The sequence below is a fragment of the Kistimonas scapharcae genome (genome assembly GCF_039540975.1).
GTDB lineage: Bacteria > Pseudomonadota > Gammaproteobacteria > Pseudomonadales > Endozoicomonadaceae > Kistimonas > Kistimonas scapharcae.
This window is the reverse complement of sequence record NZ_BAABFL010000464.1, coordinates 28,093-46,758: the sequence shown is the minus strand read 5'-3', so window position 1 is coordinate 46,758 and position 18,666 is coordinate 28,093. Positions and strand designations below refer to the sequence as shown.

Genomic DNA, 18,666 nt, shown 5'->3' with positions numbered 1-18,666 from the left:
TTCTTTTCCGACATGCTCACACACCTTAATAGGGTTTCAAGATTACCCTTGTTTGTGTGTCCGGAAAACTATAACCACTTCACACCTTATTTAAAACCACCGACAACAAGCTGATCCGCAGAAACGCCCACTTCACTTTTTGATATACACTCAATCTATTATAAAACCAAAACATTCAACGTATTCTGCGCATATATGACAAATGCTAAAAATCCACTTATTATGCGCAAAGCATACTCTAACACCAAAAGAAAAAACATATAACTGTATTTACCGAACACACAGAGAAAATAAAAACCATATCACACTCAAACAAAAACAACATTACATCCATAACTAACAAAAACTGCCATTTACTTTTTCAAGATCGTATACCCAAGCACTATTAATCGCACGTTTTTTCTATTTACATCATAAAACCTACTTTGAATAGGTTAATATGAGAACAAACGTACATTAACCGAATGTCGGCGTCACACTGACGTTTGTATATAAAAATCACTATTTAACGGGCGTCTTTGAAGCAGAAGTCTATCCTTATATAACCTTGGCATTGTCCATGGTTAAACGTAATTTTTTGGGCTCTCCTTTAAACACTCGGAGAGAAAACCATGACTATCACTAACGAAACGGTACTGTGTGAATGGTAATAGTAATCAGGACAGCGTAATAAATCAGGTACTTTATATATTACTTCTGATGGCCATGACTAAAGACAGGTAGAACTCAATGCCGACGACAGTCAGAAAAAGCAGAAACAGCAATAGTACACCGTTTGAAGCCCGTATGGCTGTCACTCGTGATGACATGGAAGCCATCATGAGGCTACGGCACAGTGTTTTTAATCAGACCTTTGGCGCACGGTTTTCACATTGTGAAAACGGCATGGATTACGATAGCTTTGACCCCCTTTGCCGCCATCTTATTGTGAAGGATAGGAGTAACAACCAGACCATTGCCACAACCCGCCTGCTGACCGAACAGAAAGCCCAGTTAATTGGCTCTTTTTACAGTGAAAATGAGTTTATCTTACCGGGTCTTAAAGAATTACCAGATCCCATTCTTGAGCTGGGGCGAGTCTGTATTCATGAAGACTATCGCAATCGAAGTGCCATTCTCAGCCTTTGGCAGGCGCTTTCCAAGGTACTGACAACAACCGATACCGAGGTACGATTCCTCATTGGCTGTGCCAGCATCAGCATGGATGATGGAGGCATTCAGGCGGAAGCGATTATGCGTATACTTCGTGCAAACTATATGGATACCAGCCGCATCAAGGCAACGCCCCTTGTGCCATTACCGCAGGTGGATCTTCCCGACAATGTCGTCACATCTATCCCCCCCTTTCTCAAGTTTTGCCTTCGACTGGGCGCAAAAGTTTGCGGGGAACCCAGTTGGGATCGCGATTTTGGTGTCGCTGATGTGTTTACTCTTCTGGATCTGCATGAGCTTAATCGGCATACGCATCGTTACGTCAATCGGTTTCTCTGAAAGAAGAAGACATTAACTAAAAAAAGGGGGATTCCTCCCCCTTTTTTTAGTAACGTGATCAGCTGATTTTCACCGGCTCAAACTGTGCAATTTTGTCACGCCACTCTTCAGGCCCCGTCTGGTGAACAGATGTTCCTTTGCTATCAACAGCCACCGTTACTGGCATATCTTCTATATCGAATTCATAAATTGCTTCCATGCCAAGATCATCGAATGCTACCACCTTGGCCTGCTTAACTGCCTGCGCAACCAGATAAGCCGCACCACCGACCGCCATCAGGTACACCGCTTGATTATCGCGAATCGCCTCAATCGCAGCAGGGCCACGTTCAGCCTTACCGATCATGCCAATCAACCCCGTTTGCTCGAGCATGGTGCGGGTAAATTTATCCATTCTGGTTGAGGTCGTAGGACCGGCAGGTCCGACCACTTCATCGCGTACAGGATCAACTGGCCCAACGTAATAGATGAAACGGTTTTTCAGATCAACAGGCAATGTCTCACCGTTGGCAAGCATATCCACCATACGTTTGTGCGCAGCATCACGACCTGTAAGCATTTTTCCTGAAAGCAATACGGTTTCACCAGGCTGCCAGTCACGAATATCTTCTGCCGTTATCGTATTGAGATTGACTCGACGAACACTGTCTCCAACTTCCCAGGTAATATCCGGATAATCATCCATGGAAGGAGGTGTCAAAACGGCTGGACCGGAGCCATCCAGGGTAAAATGTGCATGTCGGGTAGCAGCACAATTCGGAATCATGGCCACAGGCTTAGAGGCTGCATGGGTTGGATAGTCCATGATTTTGACATCAAGAACAGTCGTTAAACCGCCTAATCCCTGCGCCCCGATACCAAGCTTGTTAACCGCCTCAAAGATTTCAAGACGAAGCTCTTCAACTCTGCTCTGAGGGCCTCGGTCACGGAGTTCATGAATATCAATGGGATCCATCAAGGACTGCTTAGCCAGTACGGCTGCCTTCTCTGCCGTCCCTCCAACGCCGATACCCAACATACCCGGCGGGCACCAACCAGCACCCATTGTAGGGACAGTCTTGACCACCCATTCAACAATATCATCTGACGGATTCAGCATGGCCAACTTGGATTTATTTTCAGATCCGCCGCCTTTGGCAGCCACCTGAACATCCACTATGTCACCGGGTACCAGACTAGTGTGAATAACAGCCGGCGTATTATCTTTGGTGTTTGTCCGTTTTCCCGCAGGATCGGCAAGAATGGAAGCACGCAGCACATTATCGGGGTGCATATAAGCACGCCGAACCCCTTCATTGACCAAGTCTTCTACCCCTTGCTTGGTATCAAAGCGAACATCCATGCCTATTTTAAGAAAAACCGTCACAATACCGGTATCCTGACAGATAGGACGTCGCCCCGTTGCACACATACGAGAGTTAATCAGAATTTGCGCCATGGCATCCTTGGCAGCCTGCGACTGTTCTTTCTCATAGGCATCGTGGACAGCCTTGATGAAGTCAACCGGGTGGTAATAGGAAATGAACTGTAAAGCGTCGGCAATGCTCTGTATAAAATCTTCTTCTCGTATAACAGTCATCGTTTTCCGGACTCCTTTGACTGGCGTATCCGCTCGCCTTCCGACGAACAAATCCATCGCCACGGCTGAACACGGTAATGCATTATTGTAAAGGTGTGGTCGGAGTATACCACTATCCATAAAGAGGGGGATTCTTTGTCCAACACAACTCGGTTACACTCGAAAAAATTTTAACAGACGGCTTCAATGAGAGAGGCGATGGTACAAATCGTTTTTGGTGATAGAGTTTTTCAAACAGCGCCAGGGAACTCACTCCTTGATACACTGCTGGAACAGCACTGCCGCATCCCATGGTCCTGCAGGGCCGGGCTATGCCACTCATGCCTGATGCAGACCACCCACGGCTCAGTACCTATAGAGGCCTGTTCCAACCTCTCACCAGACCAGGTAGAAAGTGGCTTTTTCCTAGCCTGCCAATGCTACCCCACCAGCGATATCACCGTTCGCTTACCTGAGCGCCACCTTCAACCACAACCAGCGGTGATCACCGGGAAAGACCTTCTCTCTCCAACATTGCTCGCGATTAGGCTGGCACCACGCCTCCCGCTGCAGTATCGCCCTGGACAGCACATCCTGCTGTGGCGTAATGCAACCGACAGCAGCCGTTACTGTCTTCTGTCACAACCCGAACAGGACAGCGAATTGCTGATTCATGTGGAACGGCGGGTCGGTGGCACATTCAGCCGATGGCTGTTTGATGAAGCGGCTTGCGGCACCCAAGTGACACTCAGTGAGTTGGCCGGCCAGTGTCATTACCAGCCAGACCGGGATGACAAACCCACCATCCTATTTGGCAGCGGCGTTGGTATTGGTGCCGCTATGGCGATCACCCGCGACACACTCTTGCACAATCCATCATCGATTCTTGTAACACTCTTGCACGCAGACACCGAATCACCCGAAACGTTTTACCTCCGCCATAACGATCTGCCTGAGTCACTGCTGCAGACGATCACTCTACAAGCGCCTATAGAGAAGATTGATGAACTCCTGGCAGAACGTCGCTTCCAAAATGCACAGATCAAGTTGATTGGTCAGAGTGACAGTGTGCTCACCTTAGAGCACACACTAAAAAAAAGAAGGTATCCAGACACCCAGCTCGTCACTCAACCCTTTGCCCCCATACTACCCGACTGATTATCGCCGGTATACGATGACCCTGGGTATAAATCAGGAATAACGGAAACACTGGATGTCACAACCATGTCGGGATACGGTGCATTATCAAAAGCCAGCTCAACAAACCACGCCGTCCACCCAGACTTGGGCGACTCAATATCAATGCTGAACTGGCAAGGTTCTACTCGCTCAATCTCCACGTTTTCGGGTTTATACTGCAACCCGTTCTGAGAAAGCGCTGTCATTCGAAAATCGCGAGCCTCAGGATTGGTCACCTGCCATAAAACAGCACGTTTTGGGCAAACCGGCATACTCGCAGCCAGCCGACCCACCCCTGGACGCCTCCAGTTCACATCCGGCAATGTCCGGTTTTCAACCCTTGCACCGAAAAACGCTTCAAATGTATCCGTAGCCCGCGCCAAGCCACCGGGATCCCTGAAAACATAATGTCGACTATTGGGAAACGTTCGTATCCACGTCGGCCCCACAAGTTCTTGCACGTAGAGCTTCGCTGAGTCTGGTGGAAAAAAATCATCACCTGACGCAGTCACAATATATTTGGGCATGTTCAGGCGATCACGGTAGCGATAGGGGTCCACCAACATCAGCAAACGATACATTTCAGGGGTATGAACATAAGAAAAGACATCATGTTCAGGTGCATAATAATCACTGAGTGCAGGTATCGGCCCCTGATGCGCTTTATAGACATGATCAATAAACGCCTCGCTTTTGAGGATATCAATCACGACAGGTATGAGAGAATCAGTTCGCTTATCAACAGCGGCAGTAAGCCATGCGGTCCATCCCCGCTTGGAAGCTCCCGCCAGCACAAAACGCTCAACATCAATGCCTTTATACGACAAAACGGCCTGAACAGTATCCATCGCCCGTACAGCGGACTTGACCATCGGAAACTGCAACAGCAATGCTGCACTTTCCTCAGAATCCTTGAGGTAGTGATACCAGGTCCAGGCAATAAGATCATCTTCCTTTCGCGGCTTACCATCAGCAAAGCGCAGATACTGATTCGGTACATCTTTCAGGTCCACAACGACCGCGCCGGTAGTGGCTGCAATTTTGGCGAAATCAACCTGATTGAATACATCGTATGTCACATCACCATGTTCAGGGTCTCGAGGGTATCGAGTCCCCCCATCGATGAACAAAAACGCCTTTTCTGAGCGAACAACCTCCGGGCGGTAAATCATCAGGCGATGACGCCAGACCGGCTCAGAAACACCATATTTCATCGCCGCAGACCAGGTCTGTGAGACCATACTGACCTGGTAAAGCTTTACTTTGGCGCTGGGAACATCGGCAACGTTTTGCCACGCTTCCCCTTCCAGCGTCCATTCCCAACTATTATCCGGTTGCTGAATATAGTCATCCAACGCAGTCCTGTGCACAGGGCTACCCCCATCCTTTCTCATCCCGCAGGCAGACAATACGGGCATCACCGCCAGTACGCCAGCAAGTACAAGCACCACTAACCGACCGCTGTTAAACATGAAACTTGCGCAAGCCATGCCATTATTCCTGGTTTATACCTTGTCAGAGTAGTCATATCGTGCCCCTACAGGGTATGACATAATGCCCCGGCCCACTGACAAAATGACGATAACAGGGCGGGTGCCTGAACATGACCGAATCCATACAAACAGAAGTCGTCGAACATATCCTGCAAATCCGGATTGTTCGTCCTGAACGAAAGAACGCCTTGACGCACACCATGTATGATGCCATGACAGCCGCATTGCAGCAGGCGGATGACAAGAGCGACATACGAGCGATATTCATCACCGGTACCGAGGACTGTTTTACCAGCGGGAATGATGTGCAGGACTTCCTGTCCCACCCTCCATCCGGGCCGGACAGCCCGGTATTTCGTTTCATGCGCACACTGCAGCAATGCCGCAAGCCGGTCATTGCCGCCGTGAACGGTGCAGCTGTCGGCATTGGCGCGACACTGCTACTGCATTGCGACCTCGTTTACCTGGGACCTGCCGCCAGACTCCAGATGCCCTTTGTCAAACTGGGGCTTTGCCCAGAATACGCTTCCAGCCTTTTACTACCTGCGCTGGTCGGTCATCGTCGGGCAACAGAACTGCTATTACTGGGTGAAACCATGAGTGCCGAGGAAGCCGTCAACACAGGCATCGCAAATGCCGTTTTTGATAAGGATTACCAGGAAAAAGCGCTGGACAAGGCACGAAGAATTGCCGCTTTACCACCGGCAGCCATCCGCATGGCTAAGCAGCTCATGAAAGAACCACTGGAAGAACAGGTCTCTCGACAAATAGCCCGGGAAGGCGCAGCCTTTGTGGAGCGCCTTTCGTCACCGGAGGCTCGGGAGGCGATGATGGCGTTTATGCAGAAACGTCCAGCAGACTTCAGTCCATTTGAGTAAACGTTTATCGTAAATGGGTCAGGCAGTATGCGCCGCCTGACCATTCAACAACTAGAACCACCACCAGGATTTATTTCCCACTACCTGAGGTGCTGTATCCTGAACCGGTATTGACAGCTTAACAACAGGATTCAATTGCCGGGTCTGCTCCAGCTCTGCTTTAGCCGATGCGTGAGAAACAAACTGCATGGGTCCATCGCCAAGCGGCATATCAACTGCTGCTGGATCCAGTCTTGGCGAGGTTAACTCTGCGTAACGCAGATAATAAGTCGCCCCTCCAGCCACATCCAGGGAAAAGCTGGCGATGCGATTGAAGTTGATAGGCTGCTCAGCTAGAAAGGAATCTTCCAGAAAAAACAGATCCAACCCAAAAAACGGACGTTTGAGCATAAACTGATATTGACCCGGTGTCAGCGCCAGCATTTGATAGCCATTACTGCTGATATTCACGACAGGCTCACCGTTAACATAAACCGTCGGCGCTTCCAGCTCTTCCTCGGCCCACTCACTGTAGGGGCGATAGATAATGACATGCGCATTATCAAGCTCAGGAACAGCCTGCGCCCTATACAACTCCCCTTCAACAGGTTTCAGGTAGGCCCCGAACGTCCTGTCCCAGGAGCTGCAGGCAGTCAGCAGATAAAGAGCACACAGCACAGCGCTGATTCGGCTGAGTAATTTCATTATTGTTATTCTCCACACAGTCGCGTGCTCATTCTGCCTGTTTTTTTCAGGCTGTGCTATGCATCAGGTAGTCATCCATGGCGCAACACCGATTGCGGTCATGATGAGTTCAACCGAAAGTGCCGCCAGTATCATGCCCATGATACGGACAATGATCGCTGAACCGTTATGACCAATCACCTTGAAAATACGGTCAGCCATCAGCATCAAACCACAGGTCACCAGCAATACCAGCATAAGAACCGCCGCCGTTGCCGTCTGTTCATAAAGCGTTTTTACATGATTATCCGTTAATGTAATGACGGCCATAATGGCCCCTGGACTCGCGATGGAAGGTACTGCCAATGGAAATACGGCAAGGTCATGCCCGGGTTCTGTTTCCCCGGATTCCTGAATATGCGTAGAAAAGATCATTTGCAGACCAAACAAAAACAGGATGACACCACCGGCCAGCTGTAACGAGATCAGCTTGATATCCATGGCTGTCAATATCAGCTGACCAAGAATCAATGCCGCAATAAGCACCATGCTCGCATACAGTGTCGCTTTGATCGCGGTTTTTCGTCGTTGCTGGGCAGACAATCGTGCGGTGAGTCCGGTGAACAGTGCCAGCGTTCCTACCGGGTCAATCGTCGACCACAACATCATGAAATCTTTAACTAAATTCTCCATTGGGTACCACCTGAGGTTATTCCGTTACTGTCGGCGCGTTATGTATCAGAAATCACTCATTACCACCAACCCCTTTATGTAGCGTATTGTTTGTAAAACGAAAATCTGGCAATGACCTTCTGACGGAAGTCCGCAGCCAACCGATACAGATCAATAATCGCCCATGCCAAGAGGCATACTATTAAGCGGGAAGAACACCCTGATCGTTTCCAAACGGGGGAAGTAATAAGCATGCAACTGTCATTTCTGGGGGCTGCCGGTACCGTCACCGGTTCGAAGTATCTGGTGACATTTAACGGTTTCCGGCTGTTGGTCGACTGCGGGCTTTACCAGGGACTAAAAGACTATCGTCGTCGAAACTGGCAACCCTTACCCATACCGGCAGAAGATATTGATGCCGTTGTCCTGACCCATGCACATATTGATCACAGTGGTTATCTGCCCGCCCTGGTCAGACAGGGCTATGATGGCCCTGTCTATTGCAGCCAGGGAACCAGAGACTTATGTCGTGTACTGCTCCCTGACGCCGGCTACCTTCAGGAAGAAGATGCCCGTTTTGCCAACAAACATGGTTTTTCCAGGCATAAGCCAGCACTGCCGCTCTACACCGAAGAAGACGCCCGCCGTGCATTGAAACTGTTTCGCCCCCTGTCTCTCGACAGCATCAACGATATCGGCAACGGTTTGACCTTAAGGCTCAGGCCAGCAGGCCATATTCTGGGCGCCTGTACACTGGAGGTGTTTAACGGACGACACCTGCTCGCTTTCAGCGGTGACCTTGGCCGTGCAGATGACCCCATCATGTACCCTCCCGATCCGATGCCCCGGGCCGATTACCTGGTACTGGAATCCACCTACGGTGATAGACTGCATACCGAAACCGATTCGCTGTCGACTCTGGAGCAAATCATCAACAAAACGGCCAAACGGGGCGGCATTGTCCTTATGCCCGCATTTGCGGTTGGCAGGGCACAACTGGCCTTGCACATGATCAGCCAGCTCAAGCGCCAGAACCGTATTCCCCGTGAATTACCGGTCTACCTGAACAGTCCCATGGCCATCAAGGCAACAGAGCTGTTCTACCAGCACCCGGAGAAACACCGGTTGACCCGTGAAGACTGCGAGCGCATTGATGCCGGCACTCTTTATGTACGCACCATGGAAGAATCCATGGCGCTGAACCGGCGCACGTTTCCTGCCATCATCATCTCCGCCAGTGGTATGGCCAGTGGTGGACGCGTCCTGCATCATCTGACCACCCTGGCACCCAATCACCGTAACAGTATCGTATTCATGGGATTCCAGGCGCCCGGCACTCGCGGTGAAAAAATGGTGAATGGCGCACGAGAGGTGAAAATCCACGGCCGGCAGGTGACGATCAATGCGGATGTTCATAACCTGGAAGGCTTGTCCGCCCATGCCGATTACCAGGGGATTCTCGACTGGCTCACAGCAGTACACCAGCCCCCCAGAAAAGTCTTGATCACCCACGGTGAACCCACGGCATCGGTGTCATTGGCAGAGCATATTCATACACGCTTTGGCTGGTCTGCTGAAGTACCGGAACTGGGCACAACGATTGAGATTCCTGATCCCGATTGATCAGACACTGAAACGTTTCATCCAGAGCCCGTGGAGATTGCAGTCACTCACCGCAAACAGGACACTGCCCGGCGGCAGGCGCAGCACAAACAGCCCTTCAGCCACTGACAGGGCGGCATGAAATGACATGCCGCACAGCTCCTGACGCTGATGATCATAAAGACGAATAGCGGAAATATGGTGCGCAACGGTCTGAACATGCCGAACCACAATGCCGATGCGCACCAGTTCCCCTTCCCGGCAGACCGTCACATCCGGAATGTGAGCATCACCACCCGCCCGGCTCTGCCAACCACCGGTCAGCGTAATCGGTTGTACAGCCTCTGCCAGGGTATCCCGTCCCAGCCCCAGCGCCATTGATGCCGTGCCAGCCATCAATCCGTAATGCAGGAACGTTCTTCTCATCATGCCTTCAGTCATTGCATCGCACCTCTACCTCCCGGGTCATGCTGCACAAGCCTAGCAATGAATGCACCTGAGAGAGTGGCCACGCCCCCACAGAGATGGCAGAATACATCGACAATCAATAACAACAATAATGATAAGAAAAGCCATGAAGTTGACCAGACAACTTTACCTCTTACTGCTTCTGCCCGGCGCCATCTTGCCTGTACACGCCGCCGACAACGAGACAACAGAGCCAGCCGGCCAGATTTACGATATGGGCGATGGCTACCATAATTATCCGCCCGGACACACCGAGCCGCCCGCAGACGCCCCCTTACGTTATGGCCGAACCACGTCCAGCACCTTCCCGCTGCCCAGCATGGCCAGTGAAGATATGGCCGATACCTCAGTCCCAGGCGCCCTTCAGGCAACTGCCGCAGGCCAGACTGACGATGATGAGCGGGAAAAACATAACGTCAATGTAGGGATCACGATCGACGAACTGGAAGATACCATTGATTTTGCACTGCCTGATGACAATCTGGCCAACCAGGGGCAACAACGGCCAACCACCATCAGCATTGACGTGACCTACAGTAATGACAGCTCAACGGATGTGCATGTTACGGCAACGACCACGTCGTACAATGAATAGCCTTAAATAAAACAGCGATATCAATTAGAGCAAAGCTTAAATATAAAAGAAAAAAATTAACAACATTTAAATAGCCTTATTAAGCATGACTTTAATAAGGCTATTTAATGAATGACCTTTTTCCCGGGTTCATCACTTTCCCGAAACCAGGCTTTTAATTGCTCCCTGACCGTTTTCGACTCCACAAGAAACTCAGGGTGTAGCGAGTGCCTGACCGATTTCACCTTACCATCCAACTCTTCAAGGCGTTCTATGGCAATATCGATATTATTCTCTTTAATGAAACGAACCATTTCAGAAGTTGGTCCACAAATCGCCTGCCGGTATTCCTTGTCCATAAAAACCCCCAATTTCAACGGAACAATAACAACGAGCAGCTCTAATTCGCCTTATTTGTGAATTTTTTTATATGAATTAAGCATTTTTACTAACTGTGTATATACTGGAAGCCTCACAGTCAGGAAGAGGACGTTCCCTGACTATATCGTCTACGGACGAAAAAGGTTTAACCGCCAGGGTTGGCATAAATAGAACGGCAGAAACCAGTAATGGGCAGGCATACAAGCTTTGAACTGACGGAAGTACTGAGTCAGGCGATGGATTTATTCTGGCGCCTTGGCTATGCCAGTACATCTATGCGTCATGTCGAGGAAGTTACGGGCTTAAATCCCGGCAGCCTCTACCACCATTTCAGCAGCAAGGAAGGCCTCTATAAAGCGGTTATAGAGCATTACTATACCGCCATACTTCAGCCCCGACTGTATCACTACCGCCATACCGCCCCCCCCAGAGAATGCCTTCGGCGCTTTTTCACGACCAGCTATCGCCATTTCCCGGCCAAAGAATACCGTGGACACTGTCTGTTGTTGCTGGCTGTAGTGGAAACCAAGCACCATGACGATCTAAGCCCACAGTTCCAGCAATATATTTCTGAGTTAAAACAGGACTTTACCGCTATTCTGACACAGGATACTGAACTGCAAGTCCCGGCGGTCAGCGCAGATTATCTCTTTGAATGCTATATTTCGCTGCAGTTCTATGCCTGCCTGAATCCCAGCAGGAAGTTCCTGGATAACAAGGTACGCATGTTCTTTGAAAGATTAGTCCTGCTGGATCGCTAGCTCACTGTAATTCACGGCTCCCTGTGCAATAATCCCGCTTCTGATCCGACATGTCTGAAGTGCAGTACTTATGGCCATTAGCAATATTATTGTTCACCATCTTGAGCGCAATCCGGATGCTGACAGCTCTACTGTTCATCCCCGGTCAACCCCGCTGCCGGTGACACCGGCGACAGAAGGCCTGCTGCAGGATCTGCTGCAAAGCTACAACCAGAAATCCGACAAGGCCCATGGCTGTTTCCCGGAGTCCGATGGTGAATCTGGGCTGCAGGACTGGCTCAAGGCCTACCTGGATGAACAGCTGCCCTTCGTCGACTTCAGCCTCAAGACCACAGAAAGCCTGAAAGAAACGCTCGATGCCGCCGGCATGTTTCCGGGTGGGTTTGTGCTGATTGCCCATTACCGCAGTGGACTGACCCAGTATCTGCTGATAACGCTGATCAGCCCGGCCAGCAGCGTCACGGTCACTGACCAACTGGATATTATTGATACTGCCTACCTGGATATGGGGCGTCTCAACCTGGCCGCCCGCATCAACATTACGGAGTGGCAGAACAACCCTCAGGCTCAACGCTACATTTCCTGGATCAAACCCCGTGGAGGACGCCGCCTCAGCGACTGCTTCAGGGATTTCCTGGGTGGCACCGAAACGGCCAATACCAAGAAAGATACCGATACCCTGATGAACGCCGTCGAAGCTTACTGCGATACCAGTGAAACACCGGCAGAACAGGGCGGCGTCAAGAAACGGGTCTATGAATACTGCAATGAGCAGCTCCAATCCAGCGAAGCGATTTCCCTGAACGAGTTATCAGCCTTCCTGAACGAGGCGGAACCTGACAACTTTGCCCGCTTCGTCAATACACGGGATTATGATGTTGCCCCGGAAATCACCCCCAGCAAAAGCCAACTGAAACGACTGGTTCGCTACTCCGGGCGCGCCAAGGGATTCAATATCGCCTTCGAGGCAGAGCTATTGGGCAGTCGCATCATCTATAACCGGGAAACCGATACCCTGACCATTCAGGGCATCCCCGACAACCTCAAGTCCCAACTTGAAAAAGCCTGAGAATCACTGACCGCCGCTTGTGCATGAGGACGTGACCTATGAAGTCGATCAGAATATGGGATATACCGACTCGTCTGTTCCACTGGTTTCTGGTGATGGCGATTGCCGGTCTCTGGTATACCGGTACCGAAGGGGATATGGACAGGCATCTGCCACTGGCCTATTTCACGCTGGCACTGCTGTTGTTTCGGTTGATCTGGGGATTTGTTGGTGGTTTCTATTCGCGATTCTCTGCGTTTCAGCTGTCGCCAATGAATGCGATTCGGTATATCCGCAGCGGTCTCAAGAGCGATTACCCTGGCCACAACCCACTGGGTAGCTGGAGTGTGGTGGCGCTACTTCTCTGCGTCGCTGTGCAGCTGACCACCGGACTGTTTGCCAATGACTCCATTCTCACTGAAGGACCTCTGGCACACTATGTATCCAGTGATCTCAGCGATCAAATGACCAGCTGGCATGCCCTGAATTTCAATATCCTGTTGGGACTCATCGCCCTGCATATTGCAGCTGTAGTGTTTTATACCGTCATCAAACGGGATGATATTCTGCCGGCAATGATTACCGGTAAACGCTCAGTGTCGGAAAATATGGACGAACCTGCCCGGAAAAACCCGGCCTATAGCCTGATTGCTATTGCTGTTTCCGCAAGTATCGCATGGTTAATCACGCAGTTAGGTTATTAAATATTCGACAGACTATTGATCAATAAAAAAGCAGCAATCGCACATTCCATTGCTGCTTTTTTATTAGCACAAGACCTTACTTGTACTTGTAGGGTTTATGGCAGCTACCACAAGTCTCTGCTGTAGCTTTAAACTGGGCTCGAACGTCTCCCATATCCCCTTTCGCGGCAACTTGTTGCAACTTCAGTGCTTGATCATGAAACGCTTTCATTTTCTGATCAAAATCGGCCTTTTTCTCCCAGATAGCGGGTTTTGACTTTGAATCCTCTGTCAAACGCTTTTCTGCAAACCCCTCATGTGACCAGCTACTCAGTGCAGCCAGTCGATCCGCATCCGCAGAGAAGCTTGTCGCATCATAAGGCAGCTTACCCTTGATCATGTCGCCCATCTCACCAAAATAGGTACCGATCAAGTGCATATGTGCCTTACGCAAAGCAACGGCATCTTCATCCTTATCAAAATTGACAGAATGTGCTGACACATTAAATGCTATTACCGCCAAACTCATCAAGGCTATCTTTTTCATCAGCTTATCGACTCTCTCGTTCTGTTGTTGTTCAGAGTAATCTCACGGTGACGCGTTGGCTCGTCATAAGCCAGGAAAGGGACCGTTATCATTAAATTACGCGCGAGAGTCTAGCATAGCCCCCTTGCCAGAACAGCGAAAAAGAGCCACGAGTCGCGTAAAGAAATGAAAATTATTTACATTTGCAGGAGGGATATGAAAAAGCAGAACACCTGCCACAATCGATACTCGTGACTGTGGCAGGTCTTATCAATCAGACGTTGAAGCGGAAGTGCAGAACGTCACCGTCCTGGACAATATACTCTTTACCTTCAACGCGCAGGCGACCGGCTTCCTTGGCGCCCTGTTCACCATTGTACTTGATGAAATCCTCATAGCTGGTCACTTCGGCACGAATGAAACCACGCTGGAAATCAGTGTGGATAACACCGGCCGCTTCCGGTGCGGTTGCGCCAACCTTCACAGTCCAGGCACGCACTTCCTTCACACCAGCCGTGAAGTAAGTCTGCAGACCAAGCAGCTCATAGCCCGCACGAATAACGCGATCCAGGCCCGGTTCTTCCATTCCCAGATCAGCCAGGAATTCACCTTTCTCTTCGTCATCCAGCTCGGCGATTTCAGCTTCCAGCTTGTTGCAGATCGGCACCACGATAGAACCTTCCGCTTCAGCCAGCGCATACACTTTGTCCAGGTGAGGATTATTCTCAAAGCCATCCTCATCCACATTGGCAATATACATGGTCGGCTTACTGGTAAGCATGTGGAACATTTTGACCAGCTTCCACTCTTCCGGCGTAAAGCTCAGGCTACGCACCGGACGCCCTTCTTCCAGGGCCGGAATCATTTTTTCCAGCAACGCCTTCTGGGCCAGCGCTTCCTTGTCACCTCCCTTGGCGGCACGGGAGATACGCTTCTCCTGCTTCTCCAGGCTGTCCAGGTCCGCCAGAGCCAGCTCGGTATTGATGATTTCAATATCAGAGATCGGATCAATCCGGTTGGCAACGTGAATGACATTGTCATTTTCGAAGCAACGCACGACGTGGGCGATGGCATCGGTTTCCCGGATATTGGCCAGGAACTGGTTACCCAGGCCTTCACCCTTGGAAGCACCTTCCACCAGACCAGCGATATCCACAAATTCCATGGTGGTTGGCAATACCCGCTGGGGCTTCACAATCGCAGCCAGCCTGTCCAGACGGGGATCCGGCATAGGCACTACGCCTGCATTCGGCTCGATAGTGCAGAAAGGGAAGTTTTCCGCATCAATACCCGCCTTGGTCAGGGCGTTGAAGAGAGTGGACTTACCAACATTGGGCAGCCCAACTATGCCGCATTTAAAACCCATGCTTGTCTACCTTATTCAGCAGAATAATCGTCAATAAAACCGGCGGATTATACGGGCTGGAAAGACGCTGCGCAAAAATGCTGAAAATCCATCCATTCTCCAGGTGAGCAGCGGGCATTTACACGCTAGATTTTTAACAGGGACTGCCGGAAAAGAGAGCCAAAACACCATGGATTACCGGGATTTGCGTCAGGGAATCATCACTCCGATGTTGATGGCATCGTTGTTGGGTGTGGCAGGCGTCAGTCCGGTGACGGCCAACCAGGAAGCCGAGGCAAAACAGGATATTCTGGATTTTGTCCAATCCCGCAACCAGCAGCACTATATGCAAACCCTGAATGCACGTGTCAAAGAACTGGTCACATTATTTTCCAGCAAATCATTACAGCAGCTTCAAAAAAATAATGACCGAACCATCCAGGGTAAACCGCTGACAGGGCTGGATTCAGACATCGGCATAGCACTTGATAAGCTCACCGATGATCAACGCACCTATCTCCACCAACTGCTCGCCACTGCGCTGGACACCGGTGGTTACCAGCGCCTGACCGCCATACTGAACCAGAAATTCCTGCACCAGGAAATGGCTGGCCATGACAGCGACCTGCTGACGGATCGCCTGCCCGGAGAACGACTCCTGCTGACCGGTAATCCGGGCAGCCACGAATGGGGTATCCGTCTTGGCGGTCCATGGCTCAACATTGATTTCTTTTTCGATATGGCCGAAGGACGAGGCCGTGTCAGCACCGGCCCACTGTTCATGGCCAGCTATCCGACCCAGGTGCCACCGGCCCCCACCATCGATCTCAGCCAGAATTCAACTGAAATCCACTATCCCTATCTGCGCTGGCATGAGCAGGCCGGTCAGACGGTACTCTGGCAGGCAGGCCATTTTGCCCGTACCACGGTTAAGGAACTCCGATCCGTTGTACGCTACAAAACCTGCCTGAATCGGCAGACGCTCACTGACGAATGCCAGATGATTCCCAAACTGCCAGACTCAGCGACATTCCTGGCACCGGCCATGCCCACCGTCCGAATTGACCAGCTGACGGTGGCGGAGCGCTATTACTTCAAACGTTTTGTGAAAACGGTTCTTGAAAACTGGCAGCCAGAGACCCGCGATCCATCCGATACCATGGAACAACTGAATCTGGCCAGACTGGCCTGGGCGGGTAACCCTGATGAACAGGATCAGGGGTTTTATCTCCGCATCCAGTCAGAATCCCTGCTGATTGAACTTTTACAGACACCCATGACGCTGACCACTGACACCATGGGCCTGCCCAATAATGCAACCTTTATGGTCTTCCGAGATCTCAGTTCACCGCATGATTTTGACCCACTCAGCAATACGCTCAAACTGCTGAATCAAGCCCGAAAGGAAGCAGCAGCCGAAAAATCATCAGCAATGACGCAAAACATGGAAGCAGTCAGCCCTGCACTGATGATGGGTGAATCGACTCAAAACCCTATGCGATCCAATGATGCCATTACCTGGCTCAGGGATTCTGCCTACCTGGAAGGGATTGAAATAAAAATTGGCTACGAAGGCGGCCAGGTCGCGACGGGTACACCGTTTTATCCTGTCGTACGGACACGTTTGAACGGCAGTTTACACAAAAACATGCGCGTCAGCGTGACACTACAGGATCAGCATGGTCAAGCCCTGATCGTCGGGCATCCGCTCAAATATGATAATGAAAGAGGGATCTATTCCAGCGTCTTAAACCTGCCGGAAACCCTGAGTGGAACCCCAGTGATTATCACCTATTCAGTACATCAACCGGGTAGTCAGTACGAAGGGATATACGACGCGACACTAAGGCCGGATATGCCGCTGGATAACGCGCCAGGCAGCTCAGGCCGAAAAGGTATGTAACGTCTGTACAGCCTTGGCCCATGAGCCATCCAACACCTCAGGCATCAGGCGAACCGACTCATCGATGACGGCACGGATTTTGTCATCATCCTGCCTTGAAGGCTTGTTCAGCACATAACCCACAACCTTGCTGCTGTCACCGGGATGCCCGACCCCGATTCGCAAACGCAGAAAGTCCCGGTTATTGCCCAGACGGCTGATGATATCCCGTAATCCATTATGACCACCATGGCCACCACCCTGCTTGAGCCTCGCGGTTCCGACCGGAATATCGAGCTCATCATGGGCGACAAGAATGGACTGGGGAGGAATACGGTAAAAGTTCGCAATTGCAGCCACGGCCTGGCCACTGCGATTCATGAACGTGGTGGGATAAAGCAACCGGATATCACGTCCGCCCAAGTAGATTTTGGCGGTTAAACCATGAAATTTCTTTTCCGGCTGAAGGCTGGCACCGCAGCTACGGGCCAGCGCTTCAAGAAACCAGACGCCGGCATTATGGCGGGTATCTTCATATTCTGCACCGGGATTACCCAGGCCAACAATCAGTTCGACAGCCTCATTCGGGGTTGTCTGCGCCACAATGTCGTCTCCGTCCGTGTCAGGGCTTACTCAGCGCTGCTTTCGCCTTCAGCGGCTTCATCCGCTGCGTCTTCCTTGGTTGCACGTACTGCCTGGACACCGGCTACCGGCAGGTCGTGGTCTTCACCGTGCATCAGGTGAACCAGCTTGACGCCTTCAGCAACCTTCAGCTCAGACAGGTGAACACTGCCACCCAGCTCAACGGCTGCCATGTCAACTTCGATGAACTCAGGCAGATCCTTCGGCAGGCAGCGAACTTCTACTTCTACCATGTTGTGGGTGATCGCACCACCCGCCTTTGCACCGGCACATACGTCTTCGTTGATGAAGTGCAGCGGTACGTTGGTGGTGACTTCAGTGGCCGCATCAACACGCAGGAAGTCCATGTGCATGGCGAATTCTTTGGCAGGATGACGCTGGATATCCTTCAGGATAGCCTGCTCGGTCTTGCCTTCAACGTTCAGGGTAACGATCTGAGCGTAGAACGCTTCGCTTTCCAGCGCTTTACGAACGTCCTTGGCCATCAGAGTGATCTGGGTGGCTTCAGCATTGGCACCGTAAATGATGGCAGGCAGTTTTTCTGCGTGACGCAGGCGGCGGCTCGCACCTTTCCCTACATCCTTACGCAGTTCAGCATTCAGAACGATTGCTTCAGACATGGTTTTCTCCAATAAAAATAAAAACCGTGACAGACGGCGACCAGCCTGCCACAGCGGATAACGAAGCGGCGTATCATACCTGCAACAGGGACTTTGTCAAAGCCGTTTCATCCGGAACATAACAGGATAGCTGTCGGTAGATATACAACCCATAAAAAAAGCAGCCACTAAAGGCTGCTTTTCTTTCAGAGCATCTCGCT

Annotated in this window: 19 protein-coding genes; 9 read left to right on the top strand and 10 right to left on the bottom strand. The window is 50.9% G+C overall.

The window, feature by feature from the left end; genetic code table 11:
* Window positions 1-729 precede the first annotated feature (729 nt).
* The gene (locus tag ABD892_RS22060; protein WP_345198340.1) at window positions 730-1,491 is read left to right on the top strand and encodes a GNAT family N-acetyltransferase; all 762 of its coding nucleotides are present in this window, start codon (window positions 730-732) and stop codon (window positions 1,489-1,491) included.
* Window positions 1,492-1,549: 58 nt separating this feature from the next.
* Here the strand turns inward: ABD892_RS22060 and ABD892_RS22055 are convergent, their stop codons facing one another.
* Entirely contained in the window at window positions 1,550-3,070 is a 1,521-nt protein-coding gene (locus ABD892_RS22055) for a fumarate hydratase (RefSeq protein ID WP_345198338.1), read from the bottom strand.
* Between the two features lie 198 nt (window positions 3,071-3,268).
* Between ABD892_RS22055 and ABD892_RS22050 the strand changes: the two genes are divergently transcribed.
* Window positions 3,269-4,207 carry a 2Fe-2S iron-sulfur cluster-binding protein gene (locus ABD892_RS22050; protein ID WP_345198337.1) on the top strand — a complete coding sequence of 313 codons (939 nt, stop codon included), beginning with the start codon at window positions 3,269-3,271 and terminating at the stop codon, window positions 4,205-4,207.
* Here the strand turns inward: ABD892_RS22050 and ABD892_RS22045 are convergent.
* Window positions 4,177-5,718, bottom strand: a complete 1,542-nt coding sequence (locus tag ABD892_RS22045; RefSeq protein ID WP_345198336.1) for a PhoPQ-activated protein PqaA family protein — start codon at window positions 5,716-5,718, stop codon at window positions 4,177-4,179. The genes ABD892_RS22050 and ABD892_RS22045 overlap by 31 nt on opposite strands.
* A gap of 113 nt (window positions 5,719-5,831) precedes the next feature.
* Between ABD892_RS22045 and ABD892_RS22040 the strand changes: the two genes are divergently transcribed.
* A complete protein-coding gene (locus tag ABD892_RS22040) occupies window positions 5,832-6,599 on the top strand; it encodes an enoyl-CoA hydratase (RefSeq protein WP_345198335.1) in 768 nt (255 codons plus the stop codon).
* Window positions 6,600-6,650: 51 nt separating this feature from the next.
* Here ABD892_RS22040 and ABD892_RS22035 read toward each other — a convergent pair whose 3' ends face one another.
* Window positions 6,651-7,283: a DUF2846 domain-containing protein gene (locus ABD892_RS22035; protein WP_345198334.1), complete on the bottom strand. Its 633-nt coding sequence runs from the start codon at window positions 7,281-7,283 to the stop codon at window positions 6,651-6,653.
* A gap of 63 nt (window positions 7,284-7,346) precedes the next feature.
* The gene (locus tag ABD892_RS22030) at window positions 7,347-7,955 is read right to left on the bottom strand and encodes a MarC family protein (protein WP_345198333.1); all 609 of its coding nucleotides are present in this window, start codon (window positions 7,953-7,955) and stop codon (window positions 7,347-7,349) included.
* Between the two features lie 231 nt (window positions 7,956-8,186).
* Between ABD892_RS22030 and ABD892_RS22025 the strand changes: the two genes are divergently transcribed.
* Window positions 8,187-9,557 (top strand): MBL fold metallo-hydrolase RNA specificity domain-containing protein, encoded by a 1,371-nt coding sequence (locus ABD892_RS22025; protein WP_345198332.1) that lies wholly within the window; start codon window positions 8,187-8,189, stop codon window positions 9,555-9,557.
* Here the strand turns inward: ABD892_RS22025 and ABD892_RS22020 are convergent, their stop codons facing one another.
* The gene (locus ABD892_RS22020) at window positions 9,558-9,977 is read right to left on the bottom strand and encodes a desulfoferrodoxin family protein (RefSeq protein ID WP_345198331.1); all 420 of its coding nucleotides are present in this window, start codon (window positions 9,975-9,977) and stop codon (window positions 9,558-9,560) included.
* 133 nt (window positions 9,978-10,110) lie between these two features.
* On the opposite strand from ABD892_RS22020, the gene ABD892_RS22015 reads away from it, so the two are divergent.
* A complete protein-coding gene (locus tag ABD892_RS22015; protein ID WP_345198330.1) occupies window positions 10,111-10,599 on the top strand; it encodes a hypothetical protein in 489 nt (162 codons plus the stop codon).
* A gap of 104 nt (window positions 10,600-10,703) precedes the next feature.
* Here the strand turns inward: ABD892_RS22015 and ABD892_RS22010 are convergent, their stop codons facing one another.
* The gene (locus ABD892_RS22010) at window positions 10,704-10,892 is read right to left on the bottom strand and encodes a hypothetical protein (RefSeq protein WP_345198329.1); all 189 of its coding nucleotides are present in this window, start codon (window positions 10,890-10,892) and stop codon (window positions 10,704-10,706) included.
* 255 nt (window positions 10,893-11,147) lie between these two features.
* Between ABD892_RS22010 and ABD892_RS22005 the strand changes: the two genes are divergently transcribed.
* The 3 genes from ABD892_RS22005 to ABD892_RS21995 all read left to right on the top strand — a co-directional run bounded on the left by ABD892_RS22005 (window position 11,148) and on the right by ABD892_RS21995 (window position 13,472).
* A complete protein-coding gene (locus tag ABD892_RS22005; protein WP_345198327.1) occupies window positions 11,148-11,720 on the top strand; it encodes a TetR/AcrR family transcriptional regulator in 573 nt (190 codons plus the stop codon).
* Window positions 11,721-11,790: 70 nt separating this feature from the next.
* On the top strand, window positions 11,791-12,789 hold the full coding sequence (gene yejK / locus ABD892_RS22000) for a nucleoid-associated protein YejK (protein WP_345198326.1): 999 nt from the start codon (window positions 11,791-11,793) through the stop codon (window positions 12,787-12,789).
* 38 nt (window positions 12,790-12,827) lie between these two features.
* Complete coding sequence (locus tag ABD892_RS21995; RefSeq protein WP_345198324.1) at window positions 12,828-13,472, top strand: cytochrome b/b6 domain-containing protein; 645 nt, start codon at window positions 12,828-12,830, stop codon at window positions 13,470-13,472.
* A 76-nt stretch (window positions 13,473-13,548) separates the two neighbouring features.
* Here ABD892_RS21995 and ABD892_RS21990 read toward each other — a convergent pair whose 3' ends face one another.
* Entirely contained in the window at window positions 13,549-13,998 is a 450-nt protein-coding gene (locus tag ABD892_RS21990; RefSeq protein ID WP_345198323.1) for a c-type cytochrome, read from the bottom strand.
* A 253-nt stretch (window positions 13,999-14,251) separates the two neighbouring features.
* Window positions 14,252-15,343, bottom strand: coding sequence for a redox-regulated ATPase YchF (ychF, locus tag ABD892_RS21985; RefSeq protein WP_345198322.1), 1,092 nt, complete (start codon window positions 15,341-15,343; stop codon window positions 14,252-14,254).
* Window positions 15,344-15,512: 169 nt separating this feature from the next.
* Between ychF and ABD892_RS21980 the strand changes: the two genes are divergently transcribed.
* Window positions 15,513-17,225 carry a DUF3500 domain-containing protein gene (locus ABD892_RS21980; RefSeq protein ID WP_345198320.1) on the top strand — a complete coding sequence of 571 codons (1,713 nt, stop codon included), beginning with the start codon at window positions 15,513-15,515 and terminating at the stop codon, window positions 17,223-17,225.
* On the opposite strand, the gene pth is transcribed toward ABD892_RS21980, so the two are convergent.
* Together pth and ABD892_RS21970 are read right to left on the bottom strand one after the other, a co-directional pair.
* Window positions 17,205-17,807: an aminoacyl-tRNA hydrolase gene (pth, locus tag ABD892_RS21975; protein WP_345198319.1), complete on the bottom strand. Its 603-nt coding sequence runs from the start codon at window positions 17,805-17,807 to the stop codon at window positions 17,205-17,207. The two genes, ABD892_RS21980 and pth, sit on opposite strands and share 21 nt — an antisense overlap.
* Window positions 17,808-17,833: 26 nt before the next feature.
* The gene (locus ABD892_RS21970) at window positions 17,834-18,466 is read right to left on the bottom strand and encodes a 50S ribosomal protein L25/general stress protein Ctc (protein ID WP_345198318.1); all 633 of its coding nucleotides are present in this window, start codon (window positions 18,464-18,466) and stop codon (window positions 17,834-17,836) included.
* Window positions 18,467-18,666: the final 200 nt, after the last annotated feature.

Excerpts from the sequence above, each read along its gene's own strand:
- ABD892_RS22060 (WP_345198340.1), top strand. The coding sequence starts at position 730 with ATGCCGACGACAGTCAGAAAAAGCAGAAACAGCAATAGTACACCGTTT.
- ABD892_RS22055 (WP_345198338.1), bottom strand. The coding sequence starts at position 3,070 with ATGACTGTTATACGAGAAGAAGATTTTATACAGAGCATTGCCGACGCT.
- ABD892_RS22050 (WP_345198337.1), top strand. The coding sequence starts at position 3,269 with ATGGTACAAATCGTTTTTGGTGATAGAGTTTTTCAAACAGCGCCAGGG.
- ABD892_RS22045 (WP_345198336.1), bottom strand. The coding sequence starts at position 5,718 with ATGGCTTGCGCAAGTTTCATGTTTAACAGCGGTCGGTTAGTGGTGCTT.
- ABD892_RS22040 (WP_345198335.1), top strand. The coding sequence starts at position 5,832 with ATGACCGAATCCATACAAACAGAAGTCGTCGAACATATCCTGCAAATC.
- ABD892_RS22035 (WP_345198334.1), bottom strand. The coding sequence starts at position 7,283 with ATGAAATTACTCAGCCGAATCAGCGCTGTGCTGTGTGCTCTTTATCTG.
- ABD892_RS22030 (WP_345198333.1), bottom strand. The coding sequence starts at position 7,955 with ATGGAGAATTTAGTTAAAGATTTCATGATGTTGTGGTCGACGATTGAC.
- ABD892_RS22025 (WP_345198332.1), top strand. The coding sequence starts at position 8,187 with ATGCAACTGTCATTTCTGGGGGCTGCCGGTACCGTCACCGGTTCGAAG.
- ABD892_RS22020 (WP_345198331.1), bottom strand. The coding sequence starts at position 9,977 with ATGACTGAAGGCATGATGAGAAGAACGTTCCTGCATTACGGATTGATG.
- ABD892_RS22015 (WP_345198330.1), top strand. The coding sequence starts at position 10,111 with ATGAAGTTGACCAGACAACTTTACCTCTTACTGCTTCTGCCCGGCGCC.
- ABD892_RS22010 (WP_345198329.1), bottom strand. The coding sequence starts at position 10,892 with ATGGTTCGTTTCATTAAAGAGAATAATATCGATATTGCCATAGAACGC.
- ABD892_RS22005 (WP_345198327.1), top strand. The coding sequence starts at position 11,148 with ATGGGCAGGCATACAAGCTTTGAACTGACGGAAGTACTGAGTCAGGCG.
- yejK (WP_345198326.1), top strand. The coding sequence starts at position 11,791 with ATGGCCATTAGCAATATTATTGTTCACCATCTTGAGCGCAATCCGGAT.
- ABD892_RS21995 (WP_345198324.1), top strand. The coding sequence starts at position 12,828 with ATGAAGTCGATCAGAATATGGGATATACCGACTCGTCTGTTCCACTGG.
- ABD892_RS21990 (WP_345198323.1), bottom strand. The coding sequence starts at position 13,998 with ATGAAAAAGATAGCCTTGATGAGTTTGGCGGTAATAGCATTTAATGTG.
- ychF (WP_345198322.1), bottom strand. The coding sequence starts at position 15,343 with ATGGGTTTTAAATGCGGCATAGTTGGGCTGCCCAATGTTGGTAAGTCC.
- ABD892_RS21980 (WP_345198320.1), top strand. The coding sequence starts at position 15,513 with ATGGATTACCGGGATTTGCGTCAGGGAATCATCACTCCGATGTTGATG.
- ABD892_RS21970 (WP_345198318.1), bottom strand. The coding sequence starts at position 18,466 with ATGTCTGAAGCAATCGTTCTGAATGCTGAACTGCGTAAGGATGTAGGG.